Genomic DNA, 15,822 nt, shown 5'->3' with positions numbered 1-15,822 from the left:
ATGGACACGCAAGCGGTACGCAGCTATCTGCTCGACCTGCAAGAGCGCATCGTGGCAGGCCTGCAGGCGGCCGATGGCGGTGAATTCATCAGCGACGGCTGGCAGCGCGAACCGGGCGGGCGCCTGGAAGGCGATGGCCTGTCGCGCCTGATAGAGGGCGGCGCCGTGTTCGAGCGGGGCGGCTGCAATTTCTCGCATGTGCAGGGCCGGGTCCTGCCGCCTTCGGCCACCCAGCACCGGCCCGAACTGGCGGGTGCGCCGTTCGAGGCCATGGGCGTCTCGCTGGTGATCCACCCGCAGAACCCCTTCGTGCCGACGGTGCACATGAACGTGCGCATGTTCGCCGCCATGCCGGCGGACCGCGAGCCGGTGGTCTGGTTCGGTGGCGGCATGGACCTGACGCCGTACTACGGTTTCGAGCGCGATGCCCAGCATTTCCATCGGGTGTGCAGGGACGCGCTGGCGCCGCATGGCGCCGACCTCCATCCGCGCTTCAAGACCTGGTGCGACGAGTACTTCTTCCTGAAGCACCGCAACGAACCGCGTGGCGTGGGCGGCATCTTCTTTGACGACTATGCGGAAGGTGGCTTCGACGCGGCCTTCGCCACGCTGCGTTCGGTCGGCGATGCCTTCCTGCCGGCCTATCTGCCCATCGTCGAGCGCCGCCAGGGCTATGCCTATGGCGAGCGCGAGCGCGACTTCCAGGCCTACCGGCGCGGCCGCTATGTCGAGTTCAACCTGGTGTTCGACCGCGGCACGCTGTTCGGCCTGCAATCGGGCGGCCGCACCGAAGCCATCCTGATGTCGATGCCGCCCCTCGTGAAGTGGCGCTACGACTGGCAACCCGAAGAGGGCACGCCCGAAGCGAAGCTCTACAGCGACTTCCTGCGCCCGCGTGACTGGGCCGACGAGCCGGCCACGCATCTATGGCTTTGATGCAAGGCCCGCGCGTGGGCCTGTTCGGCGGCAGCTTCGATCCGCCGCACCTGGCTCACCGGGCGCTGGCAGATTGCGCGCTGGCCGAGCTGAAGCTCGACAAGCTGCTCTGGATACCCGCCGGGCAGCCCTGGCAGAAAGCTGGGCGACAATTGGCCCCGGCCGAGCAGCGGTGCGCCATGGTCCAGCTGATGATGGACGGCGAGCCGCGCTTCGAACTGGATGACTGCGAGTTGCGTCGCAGTGGCGCCAGCTACACGGTGGAGACGCTGCGCGAGAGAGCGGTGAACCATCCTGGCGAGCAGCTGTTCCTGATCATCGGCCAGGACCAGTACGCAAGGTTGAACACCTGGCGTGACTGGCCCGAGATCCTGCAGCGCGCCACCCTTGCCGTGGCGGCGCGCGCTGGCGAGGCCATGAAGGCTGCGCCAGAGCTGCAGGCCACCCCCCATCGAATGCTGCCACTGGCCCTGCCGGCCATGGCGCATTCGGCCACCGCCGTGCGTCAACAAGTGATGCGCGGCGAGGACATCCGCCCCATGGTGGGCAACGCGGTCGCGGGTTATATTGCCCAGCACCGCCTCTACGAGAAGAGTGAGTACTGAATGGACATTCGTAAGCTGCAGCGCGCCATCGTCGATGGTCTGGAAGACGTGAAGGCCCAGAACATCCAGGTCTTCAACACCGAGCATCTGTCGCCGCTGTTCGAGCGCGTGATCATCGCCTCGGGCACCAGCAACCGGCAGACCAAGGCGCTGGCCTCCAGCGTGCGAGAAACGGTCAAGGGGCGCGGCCTGCAGGTCATGCGCACCGAGGGCGAAGACAACGGCGAATGGATCATCGTCGACTGCGGTGCCGCCGTCGTCCACGTGATGCAGCCGGCCATCCGCGACTACTACCACCTCGAGGAAATCTGGGGCGGCAAGCCGGTCAAGCTGAAGCTGGGTGATGGCGAGGTCCGCCTGGTCAAGGCTTCGGAGCCGGAAGAAGAAGCCCCGGCCAAGAAGAAGCCCGCCAAGGCCGCTGCCAAGAAGACGGCGCCTTCGGCACCGCCCACCAAGGTCACCGGAGGCAAGACGCCTGCGGCCAAGAAGGCCGCACCCGCTGCCAAGAAGGCAGCCCCGGCCGCCAAGAAGTCTGCCGCAGCAGCCAAGCCGCCGCTGCGCAAGCCGGCCACTCGCGTGGGTGGTGTCAAGAAGGCGGCCGAAGCGCCGGTGAAGACCATCAAGGTCGGTGCAGCCAAGCCGGCAGCGAAGAAGGCTGCGCCGGCGAGGAAGGTCGCCACCAAGACGGTCGGACGCAAGACCGCCGTGGCAGCCAAGCCCGCCGCCAAACCCGTCGCCCGCAAAGCCGCGCCCGCCAAGAAGACGGCGCGCTGATCGGCGATGCGCCTGTGGTTGGTTGCCGTCGGCCAGCGCCAGCCGGCCTGGGCTGACACGGCCTACGAAGACTTCGCCAAGCGATTCCCGCCCGAGCTGAAGCTGGAGCTCAAGGCCGTCAAGGCCGAACCACGCGGCGCCGGCAAATCGGTCGAGCAGATGATGGCGGCCGAGGCGCAGCGCATCGAAGCGGCTTTGCCAAAAGGTGTGCGCCGCATCATCCTCGACGAGCGCGGCCACCAGCGCACGACCATGCAACTGGCCGAGCGGCTCAAGCTCTGGATGGGCGAGGGCCGCGACGTCGCGCTGATCATCGGCGGGCCCGACGGCCTGCATCCAGAACTCAAGGCCACGGCCGACGAGACGCTGCGCCTCTCCGACCTGACCCTGCCCCATGCCTTCGCCCGCGTGCTGCTGGCCGAAGGCCTCTACCGGGCCTGGACGGTAATGGTCAACCATCCCTACCACCGAGAGTGAGCGCCATTTTGCCGTTCGATTTCATCTACCTGGCCTCGCAGAGCCCGCGCCGCCGCCAGCTGCTGGACCAGATCGGCGTGAAGACCGAGCTCCTGCTCGCCGATGCGGACGAGGATGCCGAGGCGTTGGAAGTGGTGCTGCCGGGCGAGAAGCCCGAGGCCTATGTAGAGCGCGTGACCCAGCTGAAGCTCGATGCGGCGCTGCGGCGCCTGCAAGCTCGTGGCCTTCCGCCGGCGCCGGTGCTGTGTTCCGACACGACCGTGGCCATCGACGACGACATCCTCGGCAAGCCGCTCGATGCCGCCGACGCGCTGGCCACGCTGACCCGCCTGGCCGGCCGCCGGCACCGCGTCATTACCGGCGTGGCCGTGGGCCTCGGCGATCGCCGCGATGCACGGCTCAGCGTTTCCGAAGTCGAGTTCGCGCCGGTGTCGCAAGCGCTGCTGCAGCGCTATGTGGACGGCGGCCAGCCTTTCGGCAAGGCCGGGTCCTATGCGATCCAGAGCGAGGCGGCGGTCTGGATCTCGCACATCGCCGGCAGCTACTCAGGCATCATGGGCCTGCCGCTCTACGAGACGGCGCAACTGCTCGAACCCTGGGGCTTGTGAAGGCTATGGAAGACATTCTGATCAACTGGTCGCCGCAGGAGACGCGGGTGGCCGTCGTCGAGAACGGCGCGGTGCAGGAGTTGCACATCGAGCGCACGCTGGAGCGCGGCCTGGTTGGCAACATCTATTCGGGCAAGGTCGCCCGCGTGCTGCCGGGCATGCAATCGGCCTTCATCGACATCGGACTGGAGCGCGCGGCCTTCCTGCACGTGGCCGACCTGCATGTGAACGGCACGAGCCATGGCCGCGCCCATCACAACGAGGCCGGCGTGGCCACGCCGATCGAGCGCCTGGTGTTCGAGGGCCAGGCCCTCACGGTGCAGGTGATCAAGGACCCCATCGGCACCAAGGGCGCGCGGCTGTCCAGCCAGATCAGCATCGCGGGCCGCATGCTGGTCTTCCTGCCGCAGGACGACCACATCGGCATCTCGCAGAAGATCGGTTCGCCCGAGACCCGCGAGCAGCTGCGCACGCGCATGCAGGCCTTGGTCGGCAAGCCGGAGGAGGGCGGTGGTGGCGGCTTCATCCTGCGCACCAATGCCGAGGACGCGAGCGACGAGGAACTGGCGGCCGACATCGCCTACCTGCGCAAGACCTGGGCGACCATCCGCGAGCGCTCGTTCCGCTCGCCGCCCGGCACGCTCTTGCACCAGGACCTGAGCCTCGTCGAGCGCGTGCTGCGCGACCTGACGACCGAGCGCACCGGCTCCATCCGCATCGACTCACGCATGCAGTTCGAGGTGCTGCAGGCCTTTGGCGAGCACTTCATGCCGGCGGCCACGGCCAAGCTGGAGCATTACCGGGGCGAGCGGCCGATCTTCGACCTGAACAACATCGACGCCGAGCTGGACAAGGCGCTGGCGCGGCGCGTGGACCTGAAGTCGGGTGGCTACCTGATCGTCGATCAGACCGAGGCGATGACGACCATCGACGTCAACACCGGCGGCTTCGTCGGCGCCCGCAACTTCGACGACACCATCTTCAAGACCAACCTCGAGGCGGCCGGCGCCATCGCGCGCCAGCTGCGCCTGCGCAACCTGGGCGGCATCATCATCGTCGACTTCATCGACATGACGCGCGAGGAGCACAAGAGCGCGGTGCTGAGCGAGTTCAAGAAGCAGCTGAGCCGCGATCGCACCAAGGTGACAGTGGGGGGCTTCACGCAGCTGGGCCTTGTCGAGATGACGCGCAAGCGCACCCGCGAATCGCTGGCTCGCATGCTCTGCGAGCCTTGCCCCACGTGCGAGGGCCGCGGCCAGGTCAAGACGGCGCGCTCGGTCTGCTACGACATCATGCGCGAGATCCTGCGCGAGGCCCGCCAGTTCTCGCCCAAGGAGTTCCGCGTCGTGGCCGCCGCCAACGTGGTGGAGATGCTGCTCGACGAGGAAAGCCAGCACCTGGCCGGCCTGTCGGATTTCATCGGAAAGCCGATCTCGCTGTCGGCCGAGCCGACCAACCAGACCGAGCATTACGACATCGTGCTGCTCTGAGATCCTCGCCTGGGGCTATTACCTATAGCCCGGCGGCGGCTGCTCGACAGAATCCGCGCTCCAACGAGGAGGTCGGGATGGAAGACTGGGCGATCGAGGCACAAGGCCTGCACAAGCGTTTCCGCGACGTGCATGCGGTGCGTGGGTTGGATCTTCAGGTGCGCCGTGGTGAGGTATTCGGGCTGTTAGGGCCCAATGGTGCCGGCAAGACCACCAGCATGGAGATGCTGGAAGGTCTGACTCGGCCCGACAGTGGCGAGATTCGCGTGCTGGGCCTCGACTACAAGACGCAGGAGCGCGCCATCCGCGAGCGCATCGGCGTGCAGTTCCAGAGCACCCAGCTGGACGACAAGATCAAGGTTGGCGAGGCGCTGGCGCTGTTCGCCAACTACTACGCCAAGCCGCGCCCGGTGGCGGAGCTGCTGGCCCTGCTGCAGCTGCAGGACAAGGCCGGCGCCTACCAGAGCAAGCTCAGCGGCGGCCAGCGCCAGCGCCTGGCGCTCGGGCTGGCCCTCGTGGGCGACCCCGAGCTGGTGTTCCTCGACGAGCCGACCACCGGCCTGGATCCGCAGGCTCGCCAGGGTTTGTGGGACATCGTGCGGCGGCTGAAGGCCGAGGGCCGCACGGTGCTGCTCACCACGCACTACATGGACGAGGCCGAGGTGCTGTGCGACCGCGTCGGCATCATGGACCAGGGCCAGATCCTGCAGCTTGGTACGCCGCGCGAGCTGATCGCTGGCCTCGGCCAGCCCACCATTGCCGAGATCGAGTTCGAAGGGGCGCCGCCGGCCGCCGACGAGTTCGCACGGCAGCTGGGCCGGCCGGTGGAGGTGCAGGCCGAGCACTGGGCCGTGCGCCTCGAAGACCCCAAGCGCGAGCTGCAGCAACTGCTGGCTTGCGTCGAGACCCTGGCCCTGCCGATGCGGCAATTGCATGTGCGCCGTGCCAGCCTGGAAGACGTGTTTCTGCAGCGCACCGGCCGCAGCCTGAGGGATTGAGCGAGCACCATGAACTTCCGCATCTTCTTCAAGCAATTCACGTTCGGCCTGCGCGTCTACCTGCGCCTGCCGGCCGCCGTGTTCTGGACCCTGGCCTTTCCCATCGTCATGCTGCTCGGCCTCGGCACGGTGTTCGGCGGTGGCAAGCCGCCGACGGCTCACCTGGTCTGGGCGCAGTCGCAGCAAGGCTCGCCGGACGATGCCTTGATGCGCACGGCGCTGGCCGAGCGGGGCCTCGAGGTCGAGACCGTCACGGTCGAGGCGGCCGATGAGCGCTGGCGCGCCGGCAAGCTGCCAGCCTTGCTGGAGGGTGAGGGCGGCCAGTACCGGCTGCGCCTCAACAGCTATCTGGCGGCTCAAGGCGCCCAGGCTGAGGCTCTGGTGCAGCAGGCTTTCCTGGTGGCCCAGGCGCGGCGCCAGGGGGCCGAGCCGCCGGCTCGCCTGCCCGTGGAGATGAGCAGCCCGGGCGGCCGCCATGCCCACAACTACGCTGCCTATCTGCTGCCGGGCTTGCTCGGCCTGAACCTGGTGATGCTCGGCGTGTTCTCGACCGGCATGGTGGACGTGACCATGCGCGAGAAGGGCGGCTACAAGCGCCTGGCGGCCACGCCGCTGTCCAAGCCAGCCTACCTGGCGGCCCAGCTGGGCGTGCGCCTCGTGATCATGACGGCCGGGGCGGTCACGCTGCTCTTGACCGGCTGGCTGGTCTTCGGCATCCGCAGCGAGGGCAGTCTCGGTGCGCTGTTCGCCCTCTTGTTGCTGGGCGCCGCCTGCTTCATCGCCATGGGCTATGTGCTGGCCAGCCTGACTCGCACCGTGGAGGCCTACGGCGGCATCGCCAACCTGGTGTTCCTGCCGCTGATGCTGCTGTCGGGCGTCTACTTCTCGCTCGATGCGGCACCGCACTGGTTGCAGCTGGCTGCGGCTTCGCTGCCGCTGGCACCGCTGCTGAGCGCGCTGCGGGCCGTGTTCAACGACGGCGCCTCCCTGGCCAGCCAGGGCCAGGCGATGGCCATCGTGGGCGCCTGGGCCGTGGTGCTGTTCGGGCTGGCGGTGCGGCGCTTCCGCTGGGTCTGAATCAGGGCAGGGCGCGGGGAGGCGGGGCTGCCCGCCACCATCCCTTACAGGCTTGTGCGGAGATTGCGCGGGAGGCAGGGCGCGGCTGAGGCAGAATTGCGGCCTCGAAGTCATCGGAACCCTGCTTCGCTGCCATCCCCTTTCATGCGCATGCCTGATCAGCCCCAAGCCGCCTCGACCCCCCGCCTGTCCCGCCGCCAACTGCTGGCCGCCACCGCCGCTTCCGGCCTGGCACTGCCGGCCTGGGCCCAGTTCCGTGTCGAGATCGCCGGCGTCGGCACGGCGCAGATGCCGATCTCGATCCCCAGCTTCCTCAACGAATCGGTGGCCGGCCAGGCCGTCGCCGCCATCGTGAAGGCGGACCTGGAGCGCAGCGGCCAGTTTCGGGTGATCGATGCCGCCGCTCCCTTGAGCGAAACCAGCCAGCCTGCCTTCGCCGACTGGCGTGCCCGCAATGTGGACGCGCTGGCGGGCGGCTCGGCCACGCGCCTTGCTGATGGCCGCATCGACCTGCGCTTCAAGCTCTGGGACGTGGTCAAGGGCGCGGACCTGGGCGGCGAGAGTCATGCCGTCCATCCCGATGACGTTCGGCTCGCGGCCCACCGGATCGCCGACACCATCTACCAAAAGCTGACCGGCGAGCGCGGCGTGTTTGCCACCCGCATGGCCTATGTCACCAAGACCGGTGGCCGCTACCGCCTCCTGATCACCGATGCCGATGGCGAGGGCGGCCAGGAGTCGCTGACCAGCGTCGAGCCCATCATCTCGCCGGCCTGGGCCCCAGACGGCAAGGAAATCGCCTACGTGTCATTCGAGGCGCGCAAGGCGGTGATCTGGTCGCAAAACCTCTCGACCGGCGCGCGCCGGCAGCTGGCAGCCTTCCGGGGCAGCAACAGCGCACCCGCCTATTCGCCCGATGGCTCGCAGATTGCGATGACGCTGTCGCGCGAGGGCGGCTCGCAGCTTTTCATCATCAACCGCAATGGTGGCGAGCCGCGCCGGCTGACGCAGAGCTCGGCCATCGACACCGAGCCGGTGTTTTCGCCCGATGGCCGCTCGATCTACTTCGTGTCGGACCGGGGCGGCGCGCCGCAGATCTACCGCATGTCGTCCAGCGGCGGCGGCGTCGAGCGCGTCACCTTCACCGGCAGCTACAACATCAGCCCGGCCATCAGCCCCGATGGCCGCACGCTGGCCTACATCACGCGCACCAGCGGCAACTTCAAGCTTTGCGTGATGGACCTGGCCAGCGGCACGGTCAATCAGATCACCGACACGCTGGATGACGAGAGCCCCAGCTTCTCGCCCAATGGCCGCCTGCTGGTCTATGCCACGCGCTCGGGCGGCCGAGAATCGCTGATGACCACCACGCTGGACGGCAAGATCAAGGCCAAGCTGATCGCGAGCAGCGCCGACATGCGCGAACCAACCTGGGGCCCGTTCGGTCGTTGAACGATCGGCCCTGTTCTCTACAAGTTCAACGATGACCCTTTCCAAGGAGTGAATGAAATGAAGAAGATGATCAAGCACAGCCAGGTTCTGCTGGCCCTGGTGGCCGCCGCCGCACTGGCAGCCTGCAGCACGCCGGTGAAGCTGGACGAGCCGGCCAAGATCGAGACCCGCACGCCGACACCGCCGGTCGAGACCAAGGCTCAGCCCACCGTGGCACCCGTCTCCGACACCAAGGTGGTGAAGGTCGACATCGACGCCGAGCAGACCGCCGCCGTCTCTGACAAGCGCGTCATCTATTTCGACTTCGACAGCTATGTGGTCAAGGACGACTACCGTGGCGTGGTCGAAGCCCACGCCAAGCGCCTGGGTGTGTCGAAGAACGTTCGCCTGAACCTCGAAGGCCATGCCGACGAGCGCGGTGGCCGCGAGTACAACCTGGCCCTGGGCCAGAAGCGTGCCGAAGCCGTGGCCAAGTCGCTGAGCCTGCTGGGCGTGGCCGCTGACCGCGTTGAGCCCGTCAGCTTCGGCAAGGAGCGTCCGGCCGCCATGGGCAGCACCGAAGAAGCCTGGGCCAAGAACCGTCGCGTTGAACTGATGGACAAGAAGTGATGATCCGGCGCGCATCCGCACTGGTGGCCTTCGTGGCCACACTGGCCTGGCTGCCTGCGCAGGCCGCCCTGTTTGCCGACGACGAGGCACGCAAGGCCGTGCTGGACCTGCGCGCCCAAGTCAAGCAGAACGACGAGGCGCAAAAGGCCAAGATCGATGCGCTGTCTGCCCAGATGAACGAGATGCTGCTGCCCCTGCGGCGCAGCATCCTCGACCTGAACGGGCAGATCGAGGCCTTGCGCGCCGAGGTGGCCAAGCTGCGCGGCCAGAACGAGCAGCTCGCCCGCGAGCTGTCCGAGACCCAGCGCAAGCTCGGCGAGCAGGTGCAGGCGCTGGAATCGCGCCTGCGTCCGCTGGAGCCGCAGAAGGTCACGCTCGACGGCAAGGACTTCCAGGTCGACCCGGAAGAACGCCGCCAGTACGAAGCCGCCACCGGCCTCGTGAAGCGCGGTGACTTCGCTGAGGCCGAGGCCGCACTGCAGGCCTTCCTGCGCCGCTACTCGGCCAGCGGCTATGCCGACTCGGTGCGCTTCTCGCTGGGCATTGCCCAGTACGGCAACCGCGACTGCAAGGACGCGATCGTCAGCTTCAAGGCCTTCATTGCCGCCGCCAAGGACCATCCGCGCGCACCCGATGCCGCGCTGACCCTGGCCAACTGCCAGGCCGACCTGAAGGACGTCAAGTCCGCCAGGAAGAGCCTGGAAGAGCTGATCAAGACCTATCCCGGCACCGAAGCGGCCAAGGCCGCCAAGGAGCGCCTGGGTTCCTTGAAGTAAAAAGCCAAGCGCCGAACGCTTCGCCCGTTCTCTGCCAGAAGCCCCGCCGGCCCGTGCCTGCGGGGTTTCTTTTTGCCCCTCCTACAATTCGCGCCCATGCAAGAGATCGACATCAACGCCCTCAACACCCAGGTGCTGTGGGTCGCCTTCGCGCTGTCCGTGCTGTTCGGCGCCATCGCGCAGCGCAGCCATTTCTGCACCATGGGCGCGGTGTCTGACGTGGTCAACATGGGCGACTGGAGCCGCATGCGCATGTGGGCGCTGGCGGCCGGCGTGGTGATGCTGGGCTTCAACGGCATGGTGGCGCTCGGCTGGGTCGACGCGGGCAAGACGGTCTATGCAGCGCCGCGCCTCCTGTGGCTCTCATCCATCGTCGGCGGCCTGATGTTCGGCTTCGGCATGGTGCTGGCCTCGGGCTGCGGCAGCAAGACGCTGGTGCGCATAGGCGCGGGCAATCTGAAGTCGCTGTTCGTCTTCTTCGTGATGGGCTTGGCGGCCTTTGCCACGCTCAAGGGCATCACTGCCGTACTGCGGGTCGAGACGCTGGAGAAGGTGGCCATGACGCTGCCTGCCGGTCAGGACTTGCCCAGTCTGCTGGCTTCGCCGCTGGGCCTCGCCAAGCCACAGGCGGCGGCCTGGATGGGCGGCTTGCTCGGTGGTGGCCTGCTGGCGTGGGCCTTGTGGAAGCCGGAAGGGCGCAGCCTGGATGCGCTGCTCGGCGGTGTCGGTTGTGGCCTCGCGGTAGCCGGCATCTGGTGGGTCAGCGGCAAGCTCGGCTATGTGGCCGAGGATCCGAACACGCTGCAGGAAGCCTTCATCGGCGGCACCAGCCGCGACCGCATGGAAGGCATGAGCTTCGTCTCGCCGATGGCCTACAGCCTCGATTGGCTGATGTTCTTCAGCGACAAGAGCAAGGTCTTGACCATCGCCATCGTCAACACGCTGGGCGTGGTCGTCGGTGCGGGCATCTGGGCCTTGGTCAGCCGCAGCTTCCGCTGGGAAGGCTTTCGCGGCGTGGAGGACACGGCCAATCACCTGATCGGCGCGCTCCTGATGGGCGTTGGTGGCGTGGTGGCCTTGGGCTGCACGGTGGGGCAGGGGCTTTCGGGACTGTCGACCTTGAGCATTGGCAGCTTCATCGCCTTGGCCTCCATCATGGGGGGCGCGGTACTGGCGCTGCGCTACCAAATCTGGCGCGTTGAGCGCAGCATTTGACGATGAATGATCTCGAGGACTACGACGCCGAGCGGCGTTTCGGCGGCCTGCGCCGGCTCTATGGCGAAGTGCGCTACCGGCGCTTGCGCTCGGCGCATTTCGCGGTGGTCGGATTGGGCGGCGTGGGCTCCTGGGCGGTCGAGGCGCTGGCGCGCTCGGGCGTGGCGGCGCTGACGCTGATCGATCTCGATCAGGTGGCCGAATCCAACATCAACCGTCAGGTGCAGGCGCTGGGCGCGACTGTCGGCATGGCCAAGGTCGAGGCGCTGCGCCAGCGCATCCTCGACATCAATCCCGCTTGCCGTATCACCCTGATCGAAGAATTCGTGGACGAGGACAACTGGCCCTCGCTGCTCAATGGCGATCGGCCCGATGGCCTCATAGATGCCTGCGACCAGATCAGGGCCAAGGCCTGCCTGGCCGACTGGGCCCGGCGCGAGCAGGTCGGCTTCGTCACCGTGGGCGCGGCCGGCGGCAAGCGCGCGCCGCACCTGATTGAGTTGGAAGACCTGTCGCTGACAACACATGACCCCTTGCTGGCTTCATTGCGCCAGCGGCTGCGCAAGCACAACGGCGCGCCGCGTCAGGGCAAGATGGGCGTGCGCTGTGTTTTCTCGCGCGAAGCGGTGCACCGTCCGGTGGGCGAGGAGGGCGAGGCTTGCGAGGTGGATGGCAGCCTCAACTGCGCGGGATATGGTTCCAGCGTCACCGTCACTGCGAGTTTCGGCATGGTTGCAGCGGCCGAGTTGATCGAAGCATTTCTGCGCAGAGCAGCAAGCTAAAAACATCTTGCGGGGCCCTGAAAAACTCGCCTATAATGTGAGGCTCTGCTGAAGGAGGGATGTTAGCTCAGTCGGTAGAGCAGCGGACTTTTAATCCGTTGGTCGCAGGTTCGAATCCTGCACATCCCACCAGTCATTAGTGGTTTCGTGGGTCCTTAGCTCAGTTGGTAGAGCAGCGGACTCTTAATCCGTTGGTCGAAGGTTCGAATCCTTCAGGGCCCACCACGAAACTCCTAAGCGGACCAGAATTCGGGTCCTTAGCTCAGTTGGTAGAGCAGCGGACTCTTAATCCGTTGGTCGAAGGTTCGAATCCTTCAGGGCCCACCAAATCTCCCGAATCGTCAAAGGGACCTGCTGCAAAGCAGGTCCCTTTTGCGTTGGGCGCTCACTCTTCGAAGCAAGCCAGTTGCTTTGTCAAAGCAAGCAAGTTGCTGAGCGTTCTGCGCAGGCTGATGACGCTCGACGGGGCGCCGGCTATGGTGGCGCGGCCCTCATCCTGCTGCCCTCGCCATGCATGCCCTCATCCGCCTCCTGTGCCTCGGCGCCGCCTTGCTGCTGAGCCAGTCGGCTGCAGCCCAGGCGCCGCGCCCGCTGTACCGCGATCCGCTGTTCGATGGCGCGGCCGACGTGAGCCTGGTGTTCAACCAAGGCCTGCGGCGCTGGGAGATGTTCTATACCAACCGCCGCGCCGCGCTGCGGCTCGAAGATCCCAAAGATGTGAGCTGGGTGCATGGCACGCGCGTCTCCATCGCCAGCACCGAGGATGGCAACACCTGGCAGCGCGAGGGCGATGCCGAGTTCCCGTCCGAATGCACGGGCGGGCCGGTGGATCGCAGCACGCATTGGGCGCCGGAGATCCTCGAGCACGAGGGCGTCTACCACCTCTGGCTGACCGTCGTTCCGGGCATCCATTCGCGCTGGACCGGCACGCGCTTCCTGCAGCACCTGACCAGCACCGACCTGCGTCGCTGGCACTGCGCCGATCAGCTCGACCTCGGTTCGCAGCGCATCATCGACGCCTCGGTCGTGCGGCTGGCCGATGGCCGCTGGCGGCTGTGGTTCAAGGACGAGGCGCAAGGCAGCAAGCTCTTCGCCGCTGACAGCGCCGATCTGCAGCAATGGCAGCTCCTGGGCCCGGTGACCGCCGGTGCGGCCGAAGGGCCCAAGGTGTTCCGCTTCAAGGAGCAATGGTGGCTGGTGGCCGACCTCTGGCGCGGCCTGCTGGTGATGCGCTCTGGCGACGCCGTGCAGTGGCAGGAGCAGCCCGCCCGCCTGCTTGCCGAGCCCGGCCGCCATGACACGGATCGGGCCAAGGGCCAGCATCCCGACGTGGTCGTGGTGGGCGGCCGCGCCTTCATCTTCTACTTCGTCCACCAGGGCAACGAGGCCGCTGCGGCGATCGACGACCGCTACCACCAGCGCAGCGTGATCCAGGTCGCCGAGCTGAAGCTGGGGGACGACGGCTGGCTCAGCGTGGATCGCGACGCGCCACCGCCGGACCTGCGCCAGCTCTTCGGCAGTCGGCGATGAGCTTGCGCGCCCTGGCAGCGCTGCTGCTCGCACTGGGGCTGTGGCTGCCGGCCCGGGCCCAGCTGCAGGTGTCGACCACTGCTGGCCCTGATCGAGTGGCCCTGCAGGGCGCGGACGTCTGGCATGCCGTCGATGCCGATCCGCTCGAGATGTTCGTCGCGCAAGACCTGGCCCTGGACTTGCGCCGCTTGGGCCTGCGAGCCGGCGCAGGGCCGCTCGGTCTTGCGGCCGGAACCGGCCTGCAGATCTGGGTCGGCACGGCCGGGCGTCATCCCGCCATTGACGCATTGGCAGCCTCGGGAAAACTGGATCTGAAACCGCTGGCCGGCTGCTGGGAATGCTTCACCCTGGCCGTGGTTCGCCAGCCCGCGCCCGGCGTGGCGGCGGCCCTGGTGATCGCCGGCGCAGACCGGCGGGGCACGGCCTACGGCGTCTACACCTTGTCGCAGGCCCTCGGCGTTTCACCCTGGCATTGGTGGGCCGACGTCGCGCCGCTGAAGCGCGGCCTCCTGTACCTGTCGCTGCCCAAGCCCTGGACCGAAGGCCCGGCGGTGCGTTACCGCGGCCTCTTCATCAACGACGAGGACTGGGGCCTGTTCCCCTGGGCTTCGCAGACCTTCGAGCCCGAGGCCGGCGCCATAGGCCCGCGCAGCTACGAGCAGGTGTTCAAGCTGCTCTTGCGTCTCAAGGCCAACACCCTGTGGCCGGCGATGCACCAGGTGTCGGGCGCCTTCAACGCGCGGCCCGAGAACGCCGCACTGGCCTCGCGCTACGGCATCGTGATGGGCTCCTCGCATGCCGAGCCGCTGCTGCGCAACAACGTGGCGGAATGGCGTGACAAGCCCGAGCGCTACGACTACGCGGCCAATCCCGAGGGCGTGCGCGCCTATTGGCGCGAGCGGCTGCAAGCGAACGGGCGCTACGAGAACCTCTACACCCTCGGCATGCGCGGCATCCACGACTCGGCCATGCAGGGCGCGAGCAGCGTGGCCGCCAAGCAGGCCCTGCTGTCTCGCCTGATCGCCGACCAGCGCGAGCTGCTGGCGCGGGAGGTTGGCAATCCGGCCCGGCTGCCGCAGATCTTCGTGCCCTACAAGGAGGTGCTGGCCCTGATGCGTGAGCCGCCCGGCCTGTCGATTCCCGAGGACGTGACCCTGGTCTGGCCGGACGACAACTTCGGCTACATCCGCCAACTGCCCGATGCCGAGCAGCAGCGGCGCAGCGGCGGCTCGGGCGTCTACTACCACTTGTCCTATCTCGGCGCGCCGCTGTCGTACCTCTGGCTCAGCACCACGCCGCCAGCCCTTGTCGCGGCGGAGATGCTGCGGGCCTTCGATGCGGGCGCCGAGCGCGTGTGGATCGTCAATGCCGGCGACATCAAGCCCGCCGAGATCAACCTGAGCCACTGGTTCGACCTGGCCTGGAACCCGCGTGGCGTCGCGGCCCTGAGCCAGCAGGACTATCTGCGTGGCCTCGCGGCGCGCCTGTTCGGCCCGGCAGCGAGCGAACCCGTGGCGCAGCTCTGGGACGGCTACTACCGGCTCAACTTCGGGCGCCGCCCCGAGCACCTGCAATACCACCTGGCCGGTGAGCGGCAGCGCCGCAGCGGGCTTTCGGCCGCCGCCATCGACGAGCGCCTGCAGCGCTTCCGGCAGTTGCTGATTTCGCTCGATCATCTGCGCCCGAAGATGGCGCCGCAGCAGGCGGCCGCCTTCTTCCAACTTGTGGAATACCCCTTGCGCGCCTCGGCCCTGGCCAACGAGCGCTTCTTCGCCCTGGAGCGCTACGCGACGACGCTGGAGCGTGACCCCGCCGCCGCGCGCCTGCTCGCTGCGCAGGCGGTGCGCGCCGACCGCCGGCTCAAGGCCCTGACCGCGCGCTACAACCAGGGTCGATGGGCCGGCATCCTGGCCGAGGAGCCGGCCGATGGCCTCTGGACCAGCTTCCGCCTGCAGGCGCCGCTGCTGCCTGCACCTGGCCTGGGTGGCCGTTCCGACGATGCCTTGAAAGACCTCCGGCGCGCGGCTGCCGATCTGGCGCCGGTGACATCCGAGCGAACAGCACCGGCCGGCCTGTTCTCCAGTTTGCGCGTGAGCGATGAGCGAGGCTGGCAGCGCCTGGCCGGCCTGGGGCGAGGCGAGGGCGTGCTGATGGCGCGCGAAGCCGGGGCCACGCTGCGGCTGGCGGCCGATCCGGGCTTCGCCGGGGCGGCCTGCCTGCGCGTGCACCTGCTGCCCAGCTACCCGTCCGACCGGGCCACGGCCTGGCAGGCCGAACTGCTGCGCGATGATGAGGAGGCAGTCCTTGCCTTGCGCTGGCCGCGTGGCGAGCAGGATGCCGCCTGGGCCCAGGGCGTGCTCTCCAATCGCCTGACGATCATGCTGACACTGAAAGTACGCGCCTCTGAGAAGCTCCGGCTGCGCACGGCGCAAGCCGGCCTGATGTTCGACGGCGCCGAGCTACAGGCCGGCACCTGCAGCCCCTAGACCCCAC

The 15,822-nt window shown here is 67.7% G+C and carries 15 protein-coding genes and 3 tRNA genes; all 18 read left to right on the top strand.

All coding sequences use genetic code 11. From position 1 onward, the window contains the following. The 18 genes from hemF (at nucleotide 1) to J7U46_RS03940 (ending at nucleotide 15,815) form a co-directional block, all read left to right on the top strand. Nucleotides 1–936 (top strand): oxygen-dependent coproporphyrinogen oxidase, encoded by a 936-nt coding sequence (gene hemF, locus J7U46_RS04025; RefSeq protein WP_282823543.1) that lies wholly within the window; start codon nucleotides 1–3, stop codon nucleotides 934–936. Then, complete coding sequence (gene nadD / locus J7U46_RS04020) at nucleotides 927–1,541, top strand: nicotinate-nucleotide adenylyltransferase (RefSeq protein ID WP_282823542.1); 615 nt, start codon at nucleotides 927–929, stop codon at nucleotides 1,539–1,541. Before hemF ends, nadD begins: the two co-directional genes overlap by 10 nt. Then, nucleotides 1,542–2,315, top strand: a complete 774-nt coding sequence (gene rsfS, locus J7U46_RS04015) for a ribosome silencing factor (RefSeq protein WP_282823541.1) — start codon at nucleotides 1,542–1,544, stop codon at nucleotides 2,313–2,315. A gap of 6 nt (nucleotides 2,316–2,321) precedes the next feature. Continuing rightward, a complete protein-coding gene (gene rlmH, locus J7U46_RS04010) occupies nucleotides 2,322–2,792 on the top strand; it encodes a 23S rRNA (pseudouridine(1915)-N(3))-methyltransferase RlmH (protein WP_282823540.1) in 471 nt (156 codons plus the stop codon). 8 nt (nucleotides 2,793–2,800) lie between these two features. Further along, nucleotides 2,801–3,400: a Maf family protein gene (locus J7U46_RS04005; protein WP_282824960.1), complete on the top strand. Its 600-nt coding sequence runs from the start codon at nucleotides 2,801–2,803 to the stop codon at nucleotides 3,398–3,400. 5 nt (nucleotides 3,401–3,405) lie between these two features. Beyond that, nucleotides 3,406–4,890 (top strand): ribonuclease G, encoded by a 1,485-nt coding sequence (rng, locus tag J7U46_RS04000; protein ID WP_282823539.1) that lies wholly within the window; start codon nucleotides 3,406–3,408, stop codon nucleotides 4,888–4,890. Nucleotides 4,891–4,967: 77 nt separating this feature from the next. Continuing rightward, complete coding sequence (locus J7U46_RS03995; protein ID WP_282823538.1) at nucleotides 4,968–5,888, top strand: ABC transporter ATP-binding protein; 921 nt, start codon at nucleotides 4,968–4,970, stop codon at nucleotides 5,886–5,888. Nucleotides 5,889–5,897: 9 nt separating this feature from the next. Then, nucleotides 5,898–6,965: an ABC transporter permease gene (locus tag J7U46_RS03990; protein ID WP_282823537.1), complete on the top strand. Its 1,068-nt coding sequence runs from the start codon at nucleotides 5,898–5,900 to the stop codon at nucleotides 6,963–6,965. Between the two features lie 150 nt (nucleotides 6,966–7,115). After that, nucleotides 7,116–8,417, top strand: coding sequence for a Tol-Pal system beta propeller repeat protein TolB (gene tolB, locus J7U46_RS03985; RefSeq protein ID WP_282823536.1), 1,302 nt, complete (start codon nucleotides 7,116–7,118; stop codon nucleotides 8,415–8,417). A 57-nt stretch (nucleotides 8,418–8,474) separates the two neighbouring features. Next, entirely contained in the window at nucleotides 8,475–9,026 is a 552-nt protein-coding gene (gene pal, locus J7U46_RS03980; RefSeq protein WP_282823535.1) for a peptidoglycan-associated lipoprotein Pal, read from the top strand. Next, nucleotides 9,026–9,802, top strand: a complete 777-nt coding sequence (ybgF, locus tag J7U46_RS03975; RefSeq protein ID WP_282823533.1) for a tol-pal system protein YbgF — start codon at nucleotides 9,026–9,028, stop codon at nucleotides 9,800–9,802. Before pal ends, ybgF begins: the two co-directional genes overlap by 1 nt. A gap of 96 nt (nucleotides 9,803–9,898) precedes the next feature. Then, complete coding sequence (locus J7U46_RS03970) at nucleotides 9,899–11,017, top strand: YeeE/YedE family protein (RefSeq protein WP_282823531.1); 1,119 nt, start codon at nucleotides 9,899–9,901, stop codon at nucleotides 11,015–11,017. Between the two features lie 2 nt (nucleotides 11,018–11,019). Continuing rightward, on the top strand, nucleotides 11,020–11,799 hold the full coding sequence (locus J7U46_RS03965) for a tRNA threonylcarbamoyladenosine dehydratase (protein ID WP_282823530.1): 780 nt from the start codon (nucleotides 11,020–11,022) through the stop codon (nucleotides 11,797–11,799). A gap of 56 nt (nucleotides 11,800–11,855) precedes the next feature. Then, nucleotides 11,856–11,931: transfer RNA gene (locus J7U46_RS03960), tRNA-Lys, on the top strand. Nucleotides 11,932–11,948: 17 nt separating this feature from the next. After that, nucleotides 11,949–12,024: transfer RNA gene (locus J7U46_RS03955), tRNA-Lys, on the top strand. Between the two features lie 26 nt (nucleotides 12,025–12,050). Continuing rightward, nucleotides 12,051–12,126 (top strand) — tRNA-Lys (locus tag J7U46_RS03950). Nucleotides 12,127–12,309: 183 nt separating this feature from the next. Further along, complete coding sequence (locus J7U46_RS03945) at nucleotides 12,310–13,329, top strand: hypothetical protein (RefSeq protein WP_282823529.1); 1,020 nt, start codon at nucleotides 12,310–12,312, stop codon at nucleotides 13,327–13,329. Further along, entirely contained in the window at nucleotides 13,326–15,815 is a 2,490-nt protein-coding gene (locus J7U46_RS03940; protein WP_282823528.1) for a glycosyl hydrolase 115 family protein, read from the top strand. The genes J7U46_RS03945 and J7U46_RS03940 overlap by 4 nt, the downstream gene beginning before the upstream one ends. Nucleotides 15,816–15,822 lie beyond the last annotated feature (7 nt).

Source organism: Pelomonas sp. V22, from assembly GCF_030014915.1.
In the GTDB taxonomy this organism is placed as follows: domain Bacteria; phylum Pseudomonadota; class Gammaproteobacteria; order Burkholderiales; family Burkholderiaceae_C; genus JAUASW01.
Note: the sequence above shows the minus strand (reverse complement) of the source record. Positions and strands in the feature narration are given on the sequence as shown.

Bases quoted from the DNA above. Each gene is read 5' to 3' on its own strand.
- hemF (WP_282823543.1), top strand. From the start codon at position 1: ATGGACACGCAAGCGGTACGCAGCTATCTGCTCGACCTGCAAGAGCGC.
- nadD (WP_282823542.1), top strand. From the start codon at position 927: ATGGCTTTGATGCAAGGCCCGCGCGTGGGCCTGTTCGGCGGCAGCTTC.
- rsfS (WP_282823541.1), top strand. From the start codon at position 1,542: ATGGACATTCGTAAGCTGCAGCGCGCCATCGTCGATGGTCTGGAAGAC.
- rlmH (WP_282823540.1), top strand. From the start codon at position 2,322: ATGCGCCTGTGGTTGGTTGCCGTCGGCCAGCGCCAGCCGGCCTGGGCT.
- rng (WP_282823539.1), top strand. From the start codon at position 3,406: ATGGAAGACATTCTGATCAACTGGTCGCCGCAGGAGACGCGGGTGGCC.
- J7U46_RS03995 (WP_282823538.1), top strand. From the start codon at position 4,968: ATGGAAGACTGGGCGATCGAGGCACAAGGCCTGCACAAGCGTTTCCGC.
- J7U46_RS03990 (WP_282823537.1), top strand. From the start codon at position 5,898: ATGAACTTCCGCATCTTCTTCAAGCAATTCACGTTCGGCCTGCGCGTC.
- tolB (WP_282823536.1), top strand. From the start codon at position 7,116: ATGCCTGATCAGCCCCAAGCCGCCTCGACCCCCCGCCTGTCCCGCCGC.
- pal (WP_282823535.1), top strand. From the start codon at position 8,475: ATGAAGAAGATGATCAAGCACAGCCAGGTTCTGCTGGCCCTGGTGGCC.
- ybgF (WP_282823533.1), top strand. From the start codon at position 9,026: ATGATCCGGCGCGCATCCGCACTGGTGGCCTTCGTGGCCACACTGGCC.
- J7U46_RS03970 (WP_282823531.1), top strand. From the start codon at position 9,899: ATGCAAGAGATCGACATCAACGCCCTCAACACCCAGGTGCTGTGGGTC.
- J7U46_RS03965 (WP_282823530.1), top strand. From the start codon at position 11,020: ATGAATGATCTCGAGGACTACGACGCCGAGCGGCGTTTCGGCGGCCTG.
- J7U46_RS03945 (WP_282823529.1), top strand. From the start codon at position 12,310: ATGCATGCCCTCATCCGCCTCCTGTGCCTCGGCGCCGCCTTGCTGCTG.
- J7U46_RS03940 (WP_282823528.1), top strand. From the start codon at position 13,326: ATGAGCTTGCGCGCCCTGGCAGCGCTGCTGCTCGCACTGGGGCTGTGG.